At 75.2% G+C, this 21,508-nt stretch carries 4 protein-coding genes; 3 read left to right on the top strand and 1 reads right to left on the bottom strand.

The genetic code is table 11. The features are described from left to right. The coding region (locus tag ACVV2G_RS32405; RefSeq protein WP_453846365.1) for a type I polyketide synthase at window positions 1–2,095 on the top strand (2,095 nt) is incomplete at its 5' end. A 32-nt stretch (window positions 2,096–2,127) separates the two neighbouring features. Continuing rightward, window positions 2,128–13,560, top strand: a complete 11,433-nt coding sequence (locus tag ACVV2G_RS32400; protein ID WP_453846364.1) for a type I polyketide synthase — start codon at window positions 2,128–2,130, stop codon at window positions 13,558–13,560. Here the strand turns inward: ACVV2G_RS32400 and ACVV2G_RS32395 are convergent. Next, entirely contained in the window at window positions 13,547–14,608 is a 1,062-nt protein-coding gene (locus ACVV2G_RS32395) for a methyltransferase (RefSeq protein WP_453846363.1), read from the bottom strand. The genes ACVV2G_RS32400 and ACVV2G_RS32395 overlap by 14 nt on opposite strands. A 343-nt stretch (window positions 14,609–14,951) precedes the next feature. Here ACVV2G_RS32395 and ACVV2G_RS32390 point away from each other — a divergent pair. Then, on the top strand, window positions 14,952–21,508 hold a 6,557-nt coding region (locus ACVV2G_RS32390; protein WP_453846362.1), incomplete at its 3' end, for an amino acid adenylation domain-containing protein.

Below are 21,508 nucleotides of genomic sequence, written 5' to 3'. Positions count from 1 at the left end.
GAGTGCGCGGATGGGCAGTGAGGGTGCCGGTGTGGTCACCGAGACCGGTCCGGGGGTGACCGGCCTCGTGGTCGGCGACCGGGTGATGGGCCTGGGCGCGGACTGGTTCGGCACACACACCGTGGTGGACGAGCGGGTGCTGGTCGGGATTCCGGGGGACTGGTCGTTCGTGGAGGCGGCGTCGGTGCCGGTGGCGTTCGTGACGGCGTATTACGCGTTGGTGGACGTGGCGGGTGTGCGGGCCGGTGAGTCGGTGCTGGTGCACGCCGCCGCGGGTGGGGTGGGTATGGCCGCGGTGCAGTTGGCGCGGTGGCTGGGTGCGGAGGTGTTCGCGACGGCGAGCGAGGCGAAGTGGCCGGTGGTCCGGGGGTTGGGTGTTCCCGGGGAGCGTATCGCCTCGTCGCGGACGCTGGATTTCGCCGATGCCTTTCGGCCTGGGGTGGATGTGGTGGTGGATTCGCTGGCGGGTGTGTTCGTCGACGCGTCGCTGGGGCTGGTGCGTCCGGGGGGCCGGTTCGTGGAGCTGGGCAAGGCGGACGTCCGGGATGCGCAGGAGGTCGCCGCCGCTCATGACGGTGTGCTGTACCGGGCCTTCGACCTCGCGGAAGTGGCGCCCGAGCGACTCGGCGAGATGCTGCGCGAAGTGGTGGACCTCTTGGAGTCCGGGACGCTGGAGCTGCTGCCGAGGCAGGTGTGGGATGTGCGGCGGGCGGGTGAGGCGTTCGCTGTGATGAGCCGGGCGCGGCATGTGGGCAAGTTGGTGTTGTCGGTGCCGGTGGTGGCCGCGTGCGGTGGTGGTGCCGGTGGTGGGTGGGTGTTGGTGTCGGGTGGGTCGGGGGCGCTGGGTGGTGTGGTGGCGCGGCATCTGGTGGGGGTGCGGGGGGTGCGGCGGCTGGTGTTGCTGAGTCGTCGGGGGGAGCGTGCCGAGGGTGTGGACGGTTTGGTGCGGGAGTTGTCGGCTGCGGGTGCGTCGGTGCGGGTGGTGGCGTGTGATGTGGCTGACCGGGGTGCGCTGGCGGAGGTGGTGGGGGGTCTGCCGGGTGGTGTGTCGGGGGTGGTGCATGCGGCGGGTGTGCTGGATGACGTGATGGTGGCGGGGTTGTCGCCGGAGCGGTTGCGGGGGGTGTTGGCGGCGAAGGTGGCGGGGGCGTGGAATCTGCATGAGGTGGTGTCGGAGGCTGGTGGCGGTGGTGTGGGGATGTTCGTGTTGTTCTCGTCGGCGGCGGGTGTGCTGGGGGGTGCGGGGCAGGCGAACTATGCGGCGGGCAATGCGTTTCTGGACGGGTTGGCGGCGTACCGGCGGGCGCGTGGGTTGTCGGGGGTGTCGGTGGCGTGGGGTATGTGGGATGTACGCAGTGCCATGACCGGGCATCTCGGTGAGGGGGATCTGGCGCGGATGCGGCGGATGGGTGTGCTGCCGATGTCCAACGAGGAGGGGCTGCGGCTCTTCGACATGGCGGAGCGGTCCGCCGACAGTGCGGTCCTGGCCGCCCGGCTCGACCCCCGCACACTCGCGGCCGGCCAGACCGACGGACCGGACCAGCCCATGCTCCGCGCCCTGCTCCACAAGCCCGCGACACCCCGCCGCCGTACCGTCGCCGCCGTCGAGAACGGGTGGCGGACGGACGGCCCGCCGCTGCCCCGGCGCATCGCCGGACTCGGCCCGACCGAGCGGCGCCAGGTGCTGCTGCGCGCCGTACGGGAGCACACGGCGACCGTGCTGGGGCACGACTCGCCCACCGCCGTCCCCGCCGACCGGGGCTTTTCCGACCTCGGTATCGACTCGCTCACCGCCGTCGAACTCCGCAACCGGCTGAAGACCGCGACCGGCCTGCCCCTGCCCGCGACGCTGGTCTTCGACCACCCCGACGCGACCCGGCTCGCCGGGCACCTCGAGCAGGCGCTGGCACCGGCCCCGACCGACGAGGCGTACGCCGGTCGGGACGTCGACCGGGACCCCGGTCGGGGCCGGCCGAGCGGCACCACCGGAGTTCCCGTCCAGGAGACCGGCGCGGACGACGTGGCCGGTCACCTGGAGTCGGCGGAGGCCGACGAACTCTTCGACTTCATCGACCGGGAGTTCGGCTCCCACTGACCACCACCGCAGCCAGATCATGTGAGGCCCCGATGCCGGAAGATGACAAGCTCCTCGGCTACCTGCGCCGGGTGACGGCCGACCTGCACCAGACCCGGGGACGGCTCCGCGAGATCGAGGCCGCGGCCCGCGAACCGATCGCGATCGTCGGCATGGCCTGCCGCTTCCCCGGCGGTGTCACCACCCCCGAGGACCTGTGGGGCCTCGTACGGGACGGTGCCGACGCCATCACCCCGTTCCCGGACGACCGGGGCTGGGACACCGACGCCCTCTACGACGCCGACCCGGACGAACCCGGCCGCACCTACGTGCGCGAAGGCGGCTTCGTGTCGGACGCCGGCGACTTCGACGCCGAGTTCTTCGGTATCTCCCCGCGCGAGGCGCAGGCGATGGACCCCCAGCAGCGGCTGCTCCTCGAAGCGTCCTGGGAAGCGGTCGAGCGGTCCGGGATCGACCCCGCCCTCCTGAAGGGACGCGACGCCGGTGTGTTCGTCGGCGCCGTCAACCTCGACTACGGGCCGCGCCTGGACGCCGCCGGCGGTATCGAGGGCCATCTGATGACGGGCACGACCACCAGCGTCGTCTCCGGCCGCATCTCCTACACCCTCGGCCTGCACGGTCCCGCCGTCACCGTCGACACCGCGTGCTCCTCCTCCCTGGTCGCCCTGCACCTGGCCGTCCGCTCGCTGCGCCAGGGCGAGTGCGACCTGGCGCTCACCGGCGGCGCCACCGTCATGCCCACCCCCGGCACCTTCATCGGGTTCAGCCGGCAGCGTGGTCTGGCCTCCGACGGCCGGTGCAAGCCCTTCTCCGCCGCCGCCGACGGCTTCGGCCCGGCGGAGGGCGTCGGCGTGCTCTGCCTGGAACGGCTCTCCGACGCCCGGCGCAACGGACACCGGGTCCTCGCCGTCGTCCGTGGCACCGCCGTCAACCAGGACGGTGCCAGCAGCGGCCTCTCCGCCCCGAACGGACCCGCACAGCGACGGGTGATCCGGGCGGCGCTGGCGGACGCGGGACTCGACACCTCCGACGTGGACGCGGTGGAGGCGCACGGCACGGGCACGAAGCTCGGCGACCCGATCGAGGCCGGGGCGCTGCAGGCGACGTACGGTGAAGGACGGGACCCCGGACGACCCTTGTGGCTGGGCTCGGTGAAGTCGAACATCGGCCACTCCCAGGCCGCCGCCGGTGTGGCCGGGGTCATCAAGACCGTACTCTCCCTGCGGCACGGGGAGCTGCCGCGCACGCTGCACGCCGACGAACCGTCGCCGCACGTCGACTGGTCGGCCGGCACCCTGCGCCTCCTCACCCGTTCCGTCCCCTGGCCGCGGGGCGAACGGCCGCGCCGCGCCGGGGTGTCGTCGTTCGGCATCAGCGGCACCAACGCCCATGTCATCGTCGAAGAGCCGCCGGCCGTGGCGGAGACGCCCCCTGAGACGCCCCAGACGTCCCAGACGCCCCCGGAGACACCTCCGGAGGCGACCCCGGACGCACGGCAGCCGGCCCGGGGGCCGTCACCGGTGCCCTGGGTGCTGTCGGCCAAGTCCGCGGCGGCCCTGCGGGCCCAGGCCGCCCGACTCGCCGACCACATCGAACCCCGCCCCGGCCACACCGAACCCCACCCCGGCCCCACACCCGCAGACATCGGCCTCACCCTGGCCACCGCCCGCACCGCCTTCGACCACCGGGCCGTGCTCCTCACCGACGGCCACGACGACGTCGCGCACCACCTGCGGCGGTACGCGACGGGCGAGCAGCCGGAGCCCGCCGGACTCGTCACCGGCACGGACCCCGGCGACGCCGATCCCGTCTTCGTCTTCCCCGGACAGGGGTCGCAGTGGGCGGGCATGGCAACGGAACTGCTGCGCACCTCACCGGTGTTCGCCCAGCGGATGGGGGAGTGCGCCGCCGCCCTGGAGCCCTACCTCGACGTCCCCCTGCTGACGGCGCTGGGCGACAGCCCCGAGGACGGGGCCGCGCCGGAACGCGTCGACGTGGTGCAGCCCGCGCTGTGGGCGGTGATGGTCTCCCTCGCCGCGGTGTGGGAATCCCACGGCGTGCTCCCGGCCGCGGTCGTGGGACATTCCCAGGGTGAGATCGCCGCCGCGGTGGTGGCGGGCGCCCTGAGCCTGGAGGACGGCGCGCGGGTGGTCGCCCTGCGCAGCCGCGCGCTGAAGGCGCTCGCCGGACGCGGCGGCATGGTCTCCGTCGCCGCACCCGTGGACGACGTACGGCGTGTGGTCGACTCCTACGACGGCGCCCTCTCCGTCGCGGCGGTCAACGGGCCCGCGCACCTCGTGGTCTCCGGCGACACCGCCGCCCTCGACCGGCTGCTCGCCGCCTACGACGCCGAGGGCGTACGGGCCCGCCGCGTCCCCGTGGACTACGCGTCCCACTCGGCCCACGTGGAGGAGATCCGCGCCGACGTCGAGAAGGCGGTGTCCGGTGTCTCCCCGCGCCCGTCCGAGGTGCCGTTCTACTCCACCGTGACGGCCGAGCAGACCGACACCACGACGCTGGACGCCGACTACTGGTACCGCAACCTCCGTTCCCAGGTGCGTTTCGAGGACGCCGTCCGCGTCCTGCTCGACGCCGGTTTCCGCCACTTCATCGAGGTCAGCCCGCACCCGGTGCTCACCCCCGGCGTCGAGCGGACCGCCGAGGACCACGGCAGCGACGTGGCGGCCGTCGGAACCCTGCGCCGCGACGACGGTGGCGAACCCCGGCTGCTCCGCTCCCTCGCCGAGGCCTACGTCGCCGGCGCGCCCGTGGACTGGGCCCGCGTCTTCGACGGCACCGGCGCCCGCCCCGTGGACCTGCCGACCTACGCCTTCCAGCGCCGCCGCCACTGGCTCGACCCCGCCACCACCGCCGGCGCCGCGGCCACCGGCATGGAACCGGTCGGACACCCGCTCCTCGAAGCGGCGATGCCGCTGCCCGACTGCGCCGGTCACCTGTTCACCGGCCGCTGGTCACTGCGGACCCACCCCTGGCTCGCCGACCACACCGTACGGGACCGGGTGATCGTGCCGGGCACCGCCTTCGTCGAGACGGTGCTGCGCGCGGGCGACGCCGTCGGCTGCGACCGCATCGACGAACTGAGCCTCGAAACACCGGTCGTGCTCCCCGCGGACGGAGCACCGCTGTGCATCCAGGTGACGGTCGGCGGCCCCGAGGGGGAGGACGACAACCGCCGGACCGTGAGCGTCTACGCCTGCGGCACCGACGGCATCTGGACCCGGCACGCCCGCGCCACCCTCACCACCACGAGCGGCGACGAGCAGGGCGACGGACACCGCGAGCCCGCCGGGCTCGGCACCTGGCCCCCGGCCGACGGCGCCCGCCAGGTCGACACGGGCGGACTGTACGAGCGGCTCGCCACCGCCGGACTGGCCTACGGGCCCGCCTTCCGCGGCCTCACGACCGTCTGGCGCCGCGACGAGGAGATCTACGCCGAGGTCATCCTGCCGGACGAGGCGCGCCGCGCCAGCGACGGCTTCGGCCTGCACCCGGCGTTGCTGGACGCCGCCCTGCACGCCTGGTCGGCCTGCGCGGACGACTCCGCCGCCGTACGGCTGCCGTTCCTGTGGGCCGGTGTGTCCCTGTACGCCACCGGTGCCTCGGTGCTGCGGGTGCGGCTCACGCCGGTCCCCGGCGGTGGCATGTTGGTCCTCGTGACGGACGGCACCGGCCGGCCGGTGGCCTCGGCCGAGTCACTGGTGACCCGACCTCTGGGGGAAGCCGGCGCCGTGACCGGGGGCGGTGAGGGGGCCCTGCACCGCGTGGACTGGACCCCACTGCCCCCGGCCGGCTCCGGCTCCGATTTCGCCGCCGCGCCCGCGTCCCCCGCGTCCCCCGCGTCCCCCGTGTCTCTCGCGGTCCTCGGCCGGGACGGCCACGATTCAGGTCCCGGCTCCGGCCTCGGTTCCGGGTTCGCGGACGGCCGGACCGTGACGCGCCACGCGGACCTGGCCGCCCTCACCGCCGAGACGGCCGCCGGCCGCTACCCCGCGTATGTGCTGGCGGACCTGTCGGCGGGCGTCGACCGGGGCAGCGGCGCGGACCCGGCCCAGGAGGCCATGTCCGCCGCCGGCCGCGCACTGGAACTCGTCCGGACCTGGCTCGCGGACGAGACACTCGCCGCGGCCGGGTCCCAGCTGGTCCTGGTCACACGGGGAGCCGTGGCCGCCGGAGCCGGCGAGGGCGCACCGGAGCCGGTCACCGCGCCCGTCTGGGGTCTGGTGCGGTCCGCGCAGGTCGAACACCCCGGCCGGTTCGTCCTGGCCGACCTCGACGACGACCCGGCCTCGCACGCCGCCCTGCCCGCCGCGCTGGCCACCGGCGAGCAGCAACTGGCCCTGCGCCGAGGAGAGGTACGCGTCCCGCGGCTTGCCCCGGCCCCGGACACCCCCACGCTGCCCGACGGCGCCTGGCGCCTGCGGACCACTCCCGGAGCCGCCCTCGACGCAGTCGCCCCGGTCCCCACGGACGCGGCGACCCGCCCGCTGGGCGACCACGAGGTGCGCGTCGCGATCCGCGCCGCCGGCGTCAACTTCCGCGACGTCCTCATCTCGCTGGGTACCTACCCCGAAGCGGGGAGTGCGCGGATGGGCAGTGAGGGTGCCGGTGTGGTCACCGAGACCGGTCCGGGGGTGACCGGCCTCGTGGTCGGCGACCGGGTGATGGGCCTGGGCGCGGACTGGTTCGGCACACACACCGTGGTGGACGAGCGGGTGCTGGTCGGGATTCCGGGGGACTGGTCGTTCGTGGAGGCGGCGTCGGTGCCGGTGGCGTTCGTGACGGCGTATTACGCGTTGGTGGACGTGGCGGGTGTGCGGGCCGGTGAGTCGGTGCTGGTGCACGCCGCCGCGGGTGGGGTGGGTATGGCCGCGGTGCAGTTGGCGCGGTGGCTGGGTGCGGAGGTGTTCGCGACGGCGAGCGAGGCGAAGTGGCCGGTGGTCCGGGGGTTGGGTGTTCCCGGGGAGCGTATCGCCTCGTCGCGGACGCTGGATTTCGCCGATGCCTTTCGGCCTGGGGTGGATGTGGTGGTGGATTCGCTGGCGGGTGTGTTCGTCGACGCGTCGCTGGGGCTGGTGCGTCCGGGGGGCCGGTTCGTGGAGCTGGGCAAGGCGGACGTCCGGGATGCGCAGGAGGTCGCCGCCGCTCATGACGGTGTGCTGTACCGGGCCTTCGACCTCGCGGAAGTGGCGCCCGAGCGACTCGGCGAGATGCTGCGCGAAGTGGTGGACCTCTTGGAGTCCGGGACGCTGGAGCTGCTGCCGAGGCAGGTGTGGGATGTGCGGCGGGCGGGTGAGGCGTTCGCTGTGATGAGCCGGGCGCGGCATGTGGGCAAGTTGGTGTTGTCGGTGCCGGTGGTGGCCGCGTGCGGTGGTGGTGCCGGTGGTGGGTGGGTGTTGGTGTCGGGTGGGTCGGGGGCGCTGGGTGGTGTGGTGGCGCGGCATCTGGTGGGGGTGCGGGGGGTGCGGCGGCTGGTGTTGCTGAGTCGTCGGGGGGAGCGTGCCGAGGGTGTGGACGGTTTGGTGCGGGAGTTGTCGGCTGCGGGTGCGTCGGTGCGGGTGGTGGCGTGTGATGTGGCTGACCGGGGTGCGCTGGCGGAGGTGGTGGGGGGTCTGCCGGGTGGTGTGTCGGGGGTGGTGCATGCGGCGGGTGTGCTGGATGACGTGATGGTGGCGGGGTTGTCGCCGGAGCGGTTGCGGGGGGTGTTGGCGGCGAAGGTGGCGGGGGCGTGGAATCTGCATGAGGTGGTGTCGGAGGCTGGTGGCGGTGGTGTGGGGATGTTCGTGTTGTTCTCGTCGGCGGCGGGTGTGCTGGGGGGTGCGGGGCAGGCGAACTATGCGGCGGGCAATGCGTTTCTGGACGGGTTGGCGGCGTACCGGCGGGCGCGTGGGTTGTCGGGGGTGTCGGTGGCGTGGGGTATGTGGGATGTACGCAGTGCCATGACCGGGCATCTCGGTGAGGGGGATCTGGCGCGGATGCGGCGGATGGGTGTGCTGCCGATGTCCAACGAGGAGGGGCTGCGGCTCTTCGACATGGCGGAGCGGTCCGCCGACAGTGCGGTCCTGGCCGCCCGGCTCGACCCCCGCACACTCGCGGCCGGCGACACACCCGCCCACCCCATGCTGCGCGCCCTGGTCCGCAAACCCGCCGTACCACGGCGCCGCAGCCTGGCCGCCGACGGCGCGAGTGCCGCCGCCGGCACCGTCGGCCGGGCCACGGCGTTGCGGCAGTCGCTGCTCGGGCAGCGCCCCGACGCACGCCGCGCCACGCTGCTCGACCTGGTCCGCATCCAGGTGACCACGGTCCTCGGACACGCCGACGCGGAGGCCATCGCGCCCGAACGCGCGTTCAAGGACCTCGGACTGGACTCGCTGACCGCCGTCGACCTGCGCAACCGGCTCGGCGCGGCCACCGGGCTGCGGCTGCCCGCCACGCTGGCCTTCGACCACCCCAGCTGCGCCGCGCTCGCCGGCCACCTCCTGGACGAGATCCTCGGCCCGGACCACACCGGCGCGACCGCCGCGGAACCGGTGCGGCCCGGCGCCACCGCCACCGGCCCGGACGACGACCCGGTCGCCGTCGTCGGCATGGCCTGCCGCTACCCCGGCGGCATCACCACCCCCGAAGATTTGTGGCACCTGGTCGACTCCGGCGGTGACGCCATCGGCCCGCTGCCCACCGACCGCGGCTGGGACCTCGACACCCTGTACGACCCCGACCCCGACACCCCCGGCCGCATCTACGTCCGCGAGGGCGGCTTCCTGCACGACGCGGGACGCTTCGACGCCGAGTTCTTCGGGATCTCGCCGGTCGAGGCGCTGGCCACCGATCCCCAGCAGCGGCTGCTCCTGGAGACCGGCTGGGAGGCGGTCGAACGGGCCGGTATCGTCCCGGCGACCCTGCGCGGCAGCCGCACCGGGGTGTTCGTCGGCTCGCACTACCAGGAGTACGGGCCCCGGCTGCACGAGGCCGGACAGGGCACCGAAGGCCACCTGATCACCGGCACCGCCGGCAGCGTGGTCTCGGGGCGGGTCGCGTACGTCCTCGGTCTCGAAGGCCCGGCCGTCACCGTGGACACCGCCTGTTCCTCCTCCCTCGTCGCCCTGCACATGGCGGTACGCTCGCTGCGCGCCGGCGAGTGCGACCTCGCTCTGGCCGGCGGCGTCGCCGTGATGCCGGGGCCGGGCGCCCTCATGGGCTTCAGCCGCCAGCGCGGGCTCGCCCCCGACGGGCGCTGCAAGCCCTTCGCCGCCGCCGCGGACGGCACCTCGCTCGCCGAGGGCGCGGGCGTCCTGCTGGTGGAACGGCTCTCCGACGCCCGCCGCAACGGGCACCGGGTCCTCGCCCTGGTACGCGGTACGGCGACGAACCAGGACGGCGCCTCCAACGGCCTCTCCGCCCCCAACGGACCGTCCCAGCAGCGGGTCATCCGCGCCGCCCTCGCCGACGCCCGGCTGACGGCGGCCGACGTGGACGCCGTGGAGGCGCACGGCACCGGCACCCGGCTCGGCGACCCGATCGAGGCGCAGGCCGTCCTCGCCACGTACGGCGCCGAGCGTGCCGACGGCGCGGCTCCCGTACGGCTCGGCTCCGTGAAGTCGAACATCGGCCACACGCAGGCCGCCGCCGGAGCCGCCGGCGTCATCAAGATGGTGCAGGCGCTGCGGCACGGCGTACTGCCCCGCTCCCTGCACCTCGACGAACCCTCCGACCACGTCGACTGGACCGGCGGCGACGTCGAACTGCTGCGGGACGCCGTGCAGTGGCCCGCCACCGAGCGGCCCAGGCGGGCCGGCGTGTCCTCCTTCGGCATCAGCGGCACCAACGCCCACGTCATCATCGAAGAGGCCCCCGAAGAGACTGCGGAGGAGCAGCCCCGGGGCCCGGCGACGCCCGGTGTGCCGACCGCCGGGGCCGTCGGCGGTACCGTCCCCTGGGTGCTCTCCGGGCGCTCCCCGGCCGCGCTGCGCGACCAGGCCCGGCGCCTCCTCGCCCACCTGGGGCGGCTTCCGGCCGGCACCGTGCCCGCCCCGCGCGAGCTGGCCGCCGCGCTCGCGACCCGCCGCTCGGTCTTCGCCCACCGGGCCGTCGTCACCGGCGAGCGGCCCGAGGACCTCACGGCGGGACTGCAGGCGCTCGTCGCCGACCGTCCCACGCCCCGCCTGACGACCGGCGGTGCACCGGCCGGGCGCACGGCGGTCCTGTTCACCGGGCAGGGCAGCCAGCGTCCGGGCATGGCCCACGAGCTGTACCGCGCCTACCCGGTCTTCGCCGACGCCTTCGACACCGTCTGCGCCCGCTTCGACGCCCTGCTGCCCGACGAACCGCCGCTGCGCGACATCGTCTTCGGCACCGGTGCCGCCGCCGCGGCCACCCTCACCGGGACGCTCCACGCCCAGTGCGGGCTCTTCGCCGTCGAGGTCGCGCTGTACCGGCTGCTCGCCTCCTGGGGCCTGCGTCCCGACGTGGTCGCGGGCCACTCCGTCGGCGAGATCACCGCGGCACACGTCGCCGGCGCGCTCACCCTCGCCGACGCCTGCACCCTCCTCGCCGCCCGCGGCCGGCTGATGCGGGACCTCCCCGAAGACGGTGCGATGGTCGCCGTACGGCTGCCGGCGGCCGAGGTGGAGCCGCTGCTCGCGGACCGCGCCGACGAGGTGGGTCTGGCCGCCGTCAACGGCCCCGACTCCGTGGTCCTGTCCGGCGCGGCGGACGCCGTCTCCGAGATCGTCGCCAGGCTCGGGGAGCGCGGTGCGCGGACCCGGCGGCTGACGGTGTCGCACGCCTTCCACTCACCGCTCATGGAACCCGTCCTCGCCCCGCTGCGCGAGGAGGTGGCAGGCCTCGCCTGTGCCGTGCCCGAGGTGCCGGTCATGTCCCACCTGACCGGAGAACTCCTCCCCGCGGACCGGCCGGTGCAGCCGGAACACTGGGTGCGGCACGTGCGCGAACCGGTCCGCTTCGCCGACGGGGTGGCCGCGCTCGCCGCCCAGGGGGTGACCACCTTCGTGGAGATCGGCCCGGACGCCGTCCTCTCCGCCCTGGGCCAGGACAGCGCGCCACAAGCCGAGTTCGTGCCCACGCTGCACGCCGAGACGGGGGAGGCCACCGCCGTCGTCCAGGCGGTCGGCCGGCTCTTCACGCGCGGTGCCGACATCGACTGGTCCGCCGTCCTCGCCGCCCCGGACGAGGCGCACCGCCCCGTCGACCTGCCGACCTACGCCTTCCAGCGCGCCGACTACTGGCTGCCCTCGAACGGCGCCGCCCCGCACCCGGCGGCGACCGGCGTACTCCCCGGCCTCGCGGCGGAGGAGGGGGACGACGCGGCGCTCGCCGCCGAACTGGCCCACGGGGACGCCGAGTCGGCGGCCACACTGCGACCGCTGCTCGCCGCCTACCGGCGCCGCCGCCGCGCGGACACCGTCGTCGACGGCTGGCGCCACCGCAGCACCTGGACGACGGTCACCGTGCCGCCCGCGGCACCGGCCGGGACCTGGCTCGTCGCCGTCCCGGCGGAGCGGACCACCGACGAGTGGGTCACCGCTCTCGTCACGACGCTGGCCGGAGCGGGCCTACGGCCTGTCCTCATGCCCGTCACCGGTTCCGACGACGCCCTGACCGCAGCGGCGTTCCGTACCGCCGTCGACGAGGCCGGGGACGTCGCCGGCGTGCTGTCCCTGCTGGCCCTCACCCCCGGACGCGACCCCGGGCACGACGCCGTGCCGCAAGGGGCGGCCCGCACGCTGGCCCTCCTGCGCGTCCTGGACGAGAGCGGCGGCCGCCTCCCCGTCCGGCACGTCACCCGGTCCGCGGCGGCCGTCGGCGACGCCGAGCGCGTCATCCACCCCGAGCAACTCGCCGTACAGGCGCTCGGCCGCGCCGCCGCCCTCGAAGCCGCCGGCTCCGCCGCGTACGGGACGGGGACGGTCGACCTGCCCGAGCGGATCGACGCGTGGACCGGCGGCCGGCTCGCCGCCGTCCTGGCCGCTGCCGGAAGCGGCGACGGTATCGAGGACGAACCCGAGATCGCCGTCCGCGGCGCCGGTGTCTTCGCCCGCCGCATCATCCCGACACCCACCGCGCCTCCGGCCCCCTCCGCCGCTCCGGCCTCGGCCACCGACTCCGGCACATCCTGGCCCCCCACCGGTACCGGCACCGTCCTCGTCACCGGTGTCACCGGCGTCACCGGCGCCCCCGGTCGGCAAGTGGCCCTGCACCTGGCCCGCGCCGGCGTCGCACACCTCCTGCTCGTTCCGCGGCACGGCACCGACGCCGAGGACACCGCCGCGCTCCGCGCCGAACTCACCGCCCTCGGCACGCACGCCGACATCGCGCCCCGCGACCTCGGCGACCGCACCGAAGCGGCCGCGCTGCTGGACGGCATCCCGAAGACGCGTCCGCTGACCGCCGTCGTACACATCTCCGCGACGCTGGGCCTCATCGGACAGGACCGTGGCCGGTCGACCACCGCCGGGCTGCACAGGGCGCTGCGGGCCGACGCCGAAGCGGCCCGGCACCTGCACGACCTCGACCGCGAACGGACCGAACCCGCCCGCTTCGTCCTCCTCTCCTCCCTCGCCGCCGTCGGCACTTCCCGAGGAGCCGAGCGGGCCGTCGCCGACGCCCTCCTGGACGCCCTGGCCGAGGAACGCCGTGCCGCCGGACTGCCCGTGACGTCTGTCGCGTGGGGACCCTGGGCCGCCGCCGCCGGCCCGGACACCGGCGGTACCGGGGACGATGCCACCGCGCGGGACGGGGGGCTCGTCCCGATGGACCCGCAGCTCGCGCTGCGGGCGCTGGACCGTGCCGTCCGTACCGGGGAGACCCGCACCCTCGTCTTCGACGCCGACTGGGAGCGGCTCGCGGCCCTGGTCGCGGCGGAAACCGGGGCCCGGCCGCTCGGCCGGCTGTTCGACCGGGTCCCCGCGCTGCGCCGGGGGCTGCACAGCGCTCACGGGGACGGCACGGCACGGGACGACGGCCGGTACACCCAGGACGCGGAGGAGTTCGGACGCCGTCTCGCGGCACTGCCCGCCGGCGAACGCGGCGCCGAGATGCTGCGGCTGGTACGCACGCACGCCGCCATGGTGCTGGGCCACGACACCGACGAGGCCGTCACCCCGGAGCGCAGCTTCGTGGAGATGGGCTTCGACTCGCTCACCGCGACCCGGATGCGCAACCGGCTCGGCGCGGTCACCGGCCTCCGGATCAGCGCGGCCGCCGTCCTCGACTGCCCCACCCCGGACACCCTGGCCGAGCACCTGCTCGGCCTGCACACGGCCCCGCGCACCCGCCGGCGCCCCCGCCTGCGCCCCCTTGCGAGCGGAGTTGAAACCCAGACACGAAGGGGGGGGGGGCCGGCCACCTTCCGTCCCGCCCCCTCGTTCCCCTCTCTGGCTCTGGTCCCTGCTCTCTGGCTCTGGCGCTCCGCCCTCAGCCGCGCTTGACGCCGAGGCTCAGACCGTGTTCGTAGGGCAGGCCCGAAACGGTCGCGACCTCCTCGAACCCGGCCTCGCGCAGCCACCGTTCGTAGTCACGCGCCGGGTAGGCCATGCCCCGGCCGCTGGCCAGCACGTTGAAGTACAGGCCCAGGCGGGCACCGAACACCCCTTCCGTCTCGTCGTCGGAGACGTTGTAGCCGTACACCATGACCTTCCCGCCCGCCGGCAGCGCGGTGTACGCCTTCTTCATCAGGTGCAGGATCGCGTCCTCGTCGAAGATCTCCAGCACATGGCTGAAGAGCACCGCGTCGGGGCCGTCGGGGCCCTCGGGGAACGGATCGGTGAAGATGTCGCCCGGCGTCACGCTCACCCGCTCGGGATGGGCGGCGGCCTCCGCACCGGACGCCAGCCGGGAGACGCTCGGCATGTCGAACACCGTGGTCCTGAGCCGCGGGTGGCGGGCCACCAGCCGCGCCGAGGTGCTGCCGTCACCGCCGCCCACGTCGAGGACGTGCCGGACGTCCTCGAAGACCGGCTGCTCGATCAGCGCGTCGACCGAGCGGAGGGTGAACGCGGTCATCGCCCGGTGGAACACCTCCTCCAGCGGAGGATTGCGGGACAGCCGTCCGTACAGGGTCGGCTCGTCGCCGGGGTGGGCGGCCAGGGCGGTGTTGGTGCCCGTCCGCAGCGCCGTCGTCATGTCCGCGAACGCGGGATAGTAGACCTCCTTCCAGCCGGTCAGGATGTGACTCCAGCTGTCCGGGGCGCCGTCCGCCGCCAGCAGCTCCTCCGCGACGGCCGAGTTGTGGTACCCACCGTCCCGGCGTTCCAGCAGGCCCGTCGCGCACACCGCCTGGAGCAGCACCCGCAGCTGGTGCGCGGGCAGCCCGCTGAACGCCCGGATCTCCTCCGCGCCCGCGCCGGGTCTCCCCGACAGGAAGGGGAAGATCCGCAGCTCGGCGGCGGTCGTGACGGCGTTGAACAGGGCCGGGGCGTTGACGAGGAAGTGGAAGCGTTCGAGGACCGGATCGTCCTCGTGGGCGGCGTTCTTCATGGTTCTCCCGGGGAGGAAGGGCATCGGCCGGCACGGCACGGTGGTCGGGCACGGCACGGTGGTCGGGCACGGCACGGTGGTCGGGCACGGCACGGTGGTCGGGCACGCTAGGCGGGCCCGCCGGGCGCGGCAACGACGAACGCCGCCGTTACGGACGTACGGCGGCCGACAGCCTGGTGACCGGCCCCGCCGCCAGGCGTCCCGGCGCCCGCGGCGCTCGTAACTGTGGCTCCCACCGATGCCGGCGCCCCCCGCTCCTCAGCATTCTCGCTACTGCCCGAACGAGGCGGAGCGCGCCCGCGTGACGGCATGGAGACGGCCCAGCCCGCATTGAGGAGTGCACGTGATCCCTGCGTCGTATGCGCAACGCCGGCTGTGGCTCGTGGACCGGCTGGAAGGGCCGAGCGCCCTGTACACCGTCCCCCTGGTGCTACGGCTGTCCGGCCGGCCGGACGTGGCCGCGCTGCGGGCCGCCCTGCGGGACGTGGTGATCCGCCACGAGGCACTGCGGACCCGGCTCCCGCAGGTCGACGGCGAACCCGTACAGGAGATCGTGCCCGTCGGCGACCTGCCCGAGCTGCTCACCGTGGACGCGGTACGGCTCGGTGAACTCGACGCCGAGATCGGCCGCACCGCCCGGCACGTCTTCGACCTGGCGCACGGCATCCCCTTCCACGCCCGGCTGCTCACCGTCGACGACCGCACCTCGGCGCTGGTCCTCGCCCTGCACCACATCGCCGCCGACGGCTGGTCGGCGGCCCCGCTCTGGCGTGACCTCTCCGCCGCCTACACCGCGCGACTGGCCGGTGCCGAACCCGGCTTCGCGCCGCTGCCCGTGCAGTACGCCGACTACACCATGTGGCAGCGCGAACTGCTCGGCGCCGCCGACGACCCGGAGTCCCTGCTCAGCGAACAGCTCGCCCACTGGCGCACCGCGCTGGCCGGCGCCCCCGAGGAACTCGCGCTCCCCACCGACCGGCCGCGGCCCGCCGCCTCCGCGCACGCCGGCGGCACCGTGCGCCTCGACGTGCCGGCCGCCCTGCACACCGCGCTCGCCGACCTGGCCCGGGCCGAGAACGCCACCATGTTCATGGTGTGGCACGCCGCGCTCGCCGTCCTCCTCGCCAAGCTCGGCGCCGGCGACGACATCCCCGTCGGCAGCCCCTTCGCCGGACGCGACGAGGCCGACCTGGAGGACCTCGTCGGGTTCTTCGTCAACACCCTGGTGCTGCGCACCGACGTCTCCGGCGACCCCGCCTTCACCGAGGTCCTGCACCGGGTGCGACGCACCGCCGTGCGGGCCATGGACCACCAGGACGTGCCCTTCGAACGGCTCGTGGAGGAGCTGGCCCCGGCCAGGTCCCTGACCCGGCACCCCCTCTTCCAGGTCAACCTCACCCTGCACAACACCCCGCGGATCCCCGTCGAACTGCCCGGTCTGACGGCCGTCGCGGACTTCGCGGAACTGCCGCTGGTCAAGTACGACCTCGACTTCCAGGTACGGGAGGAGTTCGACGACGCGGGCCGGCCCGCCGGGCAGCGGGTCGAACTGCACTACTCCGCCGCCCTCTTCGACCACGCCACCGCCGAGTCCGTCGCCTACCGGCTGCTGCGCGTGCTGCGGCAGGCCGGAACCACCCCGGACGTCCCGCTGCACGCCGTCGACCTCCTCTCACCGGCCGAACACGGGGCACTGCTCGCCACGGCCGGGGACACCACGCCCCCGCCCCGCGCCGCGACCGTGCCGGGGCTCTTCGCCGCGCAGGCCGCCGGCCGGCCCGGCGCGGTGGCCGTCACCGACGGCACGACCACACTCACCTACGCCGAGCTGGACGCCGAGGCCAACCGGCTGGCCCGGCACCTCATCACCCGAGGCGCGGGGCCCGAGACCCGCGTGGCGGTCGCCCTGGACCGCACCCCCGGCCTGGTCGTCGCCCTGCTCGCCGTCATGAAGGCGGGCGCCGCCTACCTGCCGGTCGACCCCGCCTACCCGGCCGCGCGCATCGACGCCCTCCTCACCGACGCCGCCCCCGCCCTCCTGCTCACCACCGCCGGCTTCGCCACCCGCACCACCGCGGGACCCGACGTGCCCCGCGTCGTCCTCGACGACCCCGGCCTGCGCGAAGCCATCGCCGCCCAGGACGCCGGCCCGCTCACCGACGCGGAACGCACCGCGCCCCTGCTGCCCGGCCACCCGGCCTACGTCATCCACACCTCGGGCTCCACCGGTGCCCCCAAGGGCGTCGTGGTCGGCCACACCCAGGTCACCACGCTGCTGCGGGCCGCCGCCGACCGCTACTGCTTCGGCGCCGACGACGTCTGGACCTGCTTCCACTCCTACGCCTTCGACTTCTCCGTCTGGGAACTGTGGGGCGCACTGCTCACCGGCGGCCGGCTCGTCGTCGTGGGCCACGACACCTCCCGTTCCCCGGCCGACTTCCGTGACCTGCTGGTCCGCGAAGGCGTCACCGTCCTCAGCCAGACCCCCTCCGCCTTCCGGCAGCTGGCCGACGCCGACGCCCGGCGGGACCCCGCCGCACTCGACGCCCGGCTGCGGCTCGTCGTCCTCGGCGGCGAGGCCCTGGACCCGGCCGGCCTCACCGAGTGGCACGCCCGCCACGGCGCCGACGGCCCGCGTCTGGTCAACATGTACGGCATCACCGAGACCACCGTGCACGTCACCCACCTCGACCTGGAGCCCGGCCACGCCGCGGGCGGCGGCTCCGGCAGCCCCGTCGGCCGCCCCCTTGACCACACCCGGGTGTACGTCCTCGACGACGCGTTGCGGCCGGTACCGCCCGGCGTCCCGGGCGAGATGTACGTCACCGGCTCCGGGGTGGCCCGCGGCTACCTGGACCGGCCCGGCACGACCGCCGCCCGGTTCGTCGCCTGCCCCTTCGAGCCGGGCGTCCGCATGTACCGCACGGGCGACCGGGCCCGCCGCGCCGCCGACGGCACCCTCACCCACCTGGGCCGCGCCGACGACCAGGTGAAACTCCGCGGTTTCCGCATCGAACCCGGCGAGGTGGAGGCGGCCCTGCGCGACCACCCCCAGGTCGGCGACGCGGCCGTCGTCCTGCGCACGGACGCCCCCGGCGACCACCGCCTCGTCGGCTACGTGGTGCCCCACGCCCCGGCCGGCGCGAGTGGCGCGGCGGGCGCCGCACTGGCCCGCCGGGTACGCGAGCACGCCGCGGCGCTGCTCCCCGCCCACATGGTGCCCGCGGCCTGCGTCCCCCTGGAGCGGCTCCCGCTCACCGCCAACGGCAAACTCGACCGCGCCGCGCTGCCCGCCCCCGCCCCCGACGGCGACGCGGGCGGCGGCCGGGGCCCCGCCACGGTGCGCGAGGAGATCCTCTGCGCGGTCTTCGCCGATGTCCTCGGCGTGGCACAGGTCGGCGCCGACGACGACTTCTTCGCCCTCGGCGGCCACTCCATGCTGGCCGTACGGCTCCTGGACCGGCTGCGCGACCGGGGCGTCCGCGTCGACATGCGGACCCTGTTCACCACCCCGACCCCCGCCCGGCTCGCCGCCGCCGCGGGGCCCGCACCGGTGGAACTCCCCGAGGCCACCGTCCCGCCCGGCGCCACCCGCCTCACCCCCGACATGGTCCCCCTCGCCGGTCTCACCGAGGCCGAACTGCGCACCGTCGCCGACGCCACGCCCGGCGGCGCGGCCGCCATCGCCGACATCTACCCCCTGGGCCCCCTCCAGGAAGGACTCTTCTTCCACCACCGGCTGCACACCGAGCGCGGCACCGGCCCCGGCGACGACCCCTACGTGGTGCGCTACGTCCTGCGCTTCGGCACCCGGCAGGGCCTCGACGCCTTCCTCGACGCCCTCTCGCAGGTCATCGACCGGCACGAGGTGCTGCGCACCGCCCTGGCCTGGGAAGGACTGCCGCACCCCGTGCAGGTCGTGCACCGGCACGCCGCCCTGCCCGTCACCGAGACCGCACCGGCGGACGACGACGGCACGGACGGCGACGGCACGGACGGCGACGGCACGGACGGCGCGGAACGGCTGCCGGCCCACCACGACGAGCCGCTCGACCTGCGCCGCGCCCCGCTGATGGACGCCCGCACCGCCGCCGAACCCGGCACCGGGCGCTGGCTGCTCGCCGTTCGCATGCACCACATCACCCAGGACCACACCACGCTCGACCTGGTGCTGCGGGAGGCCACCGCCGTCCTCGCCGGCCGCGGCGGCGACCTGCCCGCTCCGCACCCCTACCGCGCCTTCGTCGGCCAGGCCCTCCTCGGCGTCCCCGCCGAGGAGCACGCCGCGTACTTCACCCGGCTGCTCGGCGACGTCACCGAACCCACCGCCCCCTTCGGCGTGCTGGAGGTGCGCGGCGACGGCAGCGACGTCACCGAACGCCGCACCGGCCTCGACCCGGCCGTGACGGCCCGGTTGCGCGAGCAGGCCCGGCGTGCCGGAGTGAGCGCCGCGACCGTCCTGCACGTGGTGTGGTCCCGCGTCCTGGCCGCCGTGTCCGGCCGGGACGACGTCGTCTTCGGCACCCTCCTCCTCGGCCGGATGCAGGCCGGCGAGGCCGCGGGCCAGGTGCCCGGCCTGTTCATCAACACCCTTCCGGTGCGCGCCCGCACCACCGGCGCCGGAGTGGCCGCGGCCGTCCGCGCCATGCACGACCAGCTCGCCGGGCTGATCGTCCACGAGCACGCCTCCCTCGCCACCGCCCAGCGCGCCAGCGGCGTCCGGGCCCCCGCCCCGCTCTTCACCGGCGTCCTCAACTACCGCCACGACACCACCGGCGACGGCGGCCCCGGCACGGTCCTGCCGCCCGGCACCGAGCTGCTCGCCTTCCGCGAACGCACCAACTACCCGCTGCTCGTCTCCGTCGACGACGACGGCACCGCGCTCGCCTTCGACGTACAGGCCGCCGGCGCCATCGACGCCGATCTCGTCACCCGGCTGCTGCTCGCCACCACCGAGCACGTGACCGGCGCCCTCGAGCAGGCCCCGGACACCCCCCTGGCCGACCTCGACGTACTGCCGCCCGCCGAACGGCACCGCATCCTCACCGAGTGGAACGACACCGGCCGCCCCGACCTGGCCGCCACCCTCACCGACCTTTTCGCCGAGCGCGCCGCGGCCACCCCGGACGCCCGCGCGCTCACCTTCGAGGACCAGCACCTCGACTACGGCGACCTGGACGCCCGCGCCAACCGGCTCGCCCGCCACCTCACCGGCCGCGGCGTCGGCCCCGAGGACCGCGTCCTGCTCCTCATGGACCGCTCGCCCGACCTCGTCACCGCCCTCCTCGCGGTCCTCAAGTCCGGTGCCGCCTACGTCCCCGTCGACCCGGACCAGCCCGCCGAGCGCATCGCCCACCTGTGCGCCGACGCCGCCCCGGCCGCCGTCCTCACCACCACGGCCCACGCCCCGGCCGTCCCCGCGACCGCCCCGGCCCCGATCGCCGTCGACGACCCGGACGTACGCTCCGCCGTCGCCGCACACGACGCCGGCCCGCTCACCCAGGACGAACGCACCACGCCGCTGCACCCCGCCCACCCGGCGTACGTCATCTACACCTCCGGGTCCACCGGCACACCCAAGGGCGTCGTCGTCCCCCACTCCGGCGCCGTCAACCTCCTCGCGTACCGCTGGCCCGGACTGACCGCCGGCAGCCGCCTGCTGCAGTTCGCCTCGATCGGCTTCGACGTGGCGACCTGGGAGATCATGACGGCCTTCGCCGCCGGTGCCTGCCTCGTCGTCGCCCCCGCCGCCCGTCTGCTGCCCGGGGCCGGCCTGGAGGACGTCGTCGAGCGGCACGCCGTCACCCATCTGCAACTGCCGCCCACCGTCCTCGGCATGGCCGAGGACGACCACCGGTTCGCCTCCGTGCGCACCCTGCTGGTCGCGGGCGAGGCACTCGGCCGGGCGCTCGTCGACCGCTGGGGCGCCGGCCGCTGGTTCGGCAACGCCTACGGCCCCACCGAGACCAGCGTCGTCGCCGCCGCCGACGGACCGCTGCGCCCCGGCGACGCGCCCACCATCGGCCGTCCCCTGCCCGGCGTCCGGCTCTACGTCCTGGACGGCCGCCTGCGCGCCGTCCCCGACGGCGTCGACGGCGACCTCTACGTCGCGGGCGCGGGCCTGGCCCGCGGCTACCTCGACCGGCCGGACCTGAGCGCCGAACGCTTCGTCGCCGACCCCTACGGGGCGGCCGGGACCCGCATGTACCGCACCGGCGACATCGTGCGCCGTACCACCGACGGCCGGCTGCTGTACACCGGCCGCGCCGACGACCAGGTCAAGATCCGCGGCTTCCGCATCGAACCCGGCGAGATCGAGACCAGGCTCACCCAGCACGAGGGCGTCACCCACGCTGCGGTCGTCGTCCGTGAGGACGCCCCCGGCGACAAACGCCTCGTCGCCTACGTCGTGCCCGCCGCACCGGCCGCCGCCGCAACCCTGCCCGCCGCGCTCCGCGCGCACCTCGCCGCCCGGCTCCCCGCCCACCTGGTGCCGGCCGCCTTCGTGCCCCTGGACCGGCTGCCGCTGTCCGTCAACGGCAAACTCGACCGGGCGGCGCTGCCCGCCCCCGGCCGCATCACCACCGGCACGGCCGCCCGCCCCGCGGGCACCCGTGAGGAACTGCTCTGCTCGGTCTTCGCCCAGGTCCTGGGCGTGGACCGGGTCGGCGTGGACGACGACTTCTTCGCCCTCGGCGGCCACTCGCTGCTCGCCGTCCGCCTGGTCGCCCGCGTCCGCGCCGTCCTCGGCGCCGAGATCCCCGTGCACGCCGTCTTCGAGACGCCGACGGTGGCGGGGCTGGCGGCGCGGCTGGAGAGGGCGGTGGGGCCGGGGGTGCGTCCTGCGGTGGGGGTGGGGGTGGGGGAGCGGCCGGAGCGGTTGCCGTTGTCGTATGCGCA

The sequence above is a fragment of the Streptomyces sp. JK94 genome (assembly GCF_053613315.1).
The sequence above is the reverse complement of the archived record's forward strand: the minus strand, read 5'-3'. Positions and strand labels throughout refer to the sequence as shown.

Bases quoted from the DNA above. Each gene is read 5' to 3' on its own strand.
- ACVV2G_RS32400 (WP_453846364.1), top strand. From the start codon at position 2,128: ATGCCGGAAGATGACAAGCTCCTCGGCTACCTGCGCCGGGTGACGGCC.
- ACVV2G_RS32395 (WP_453846363.1), bottom strand. From the start codon at position 14,608: ATGAAGAACGCCGCCCACGAGGACGATCCGGTCCTCGAACGCTTCCAC.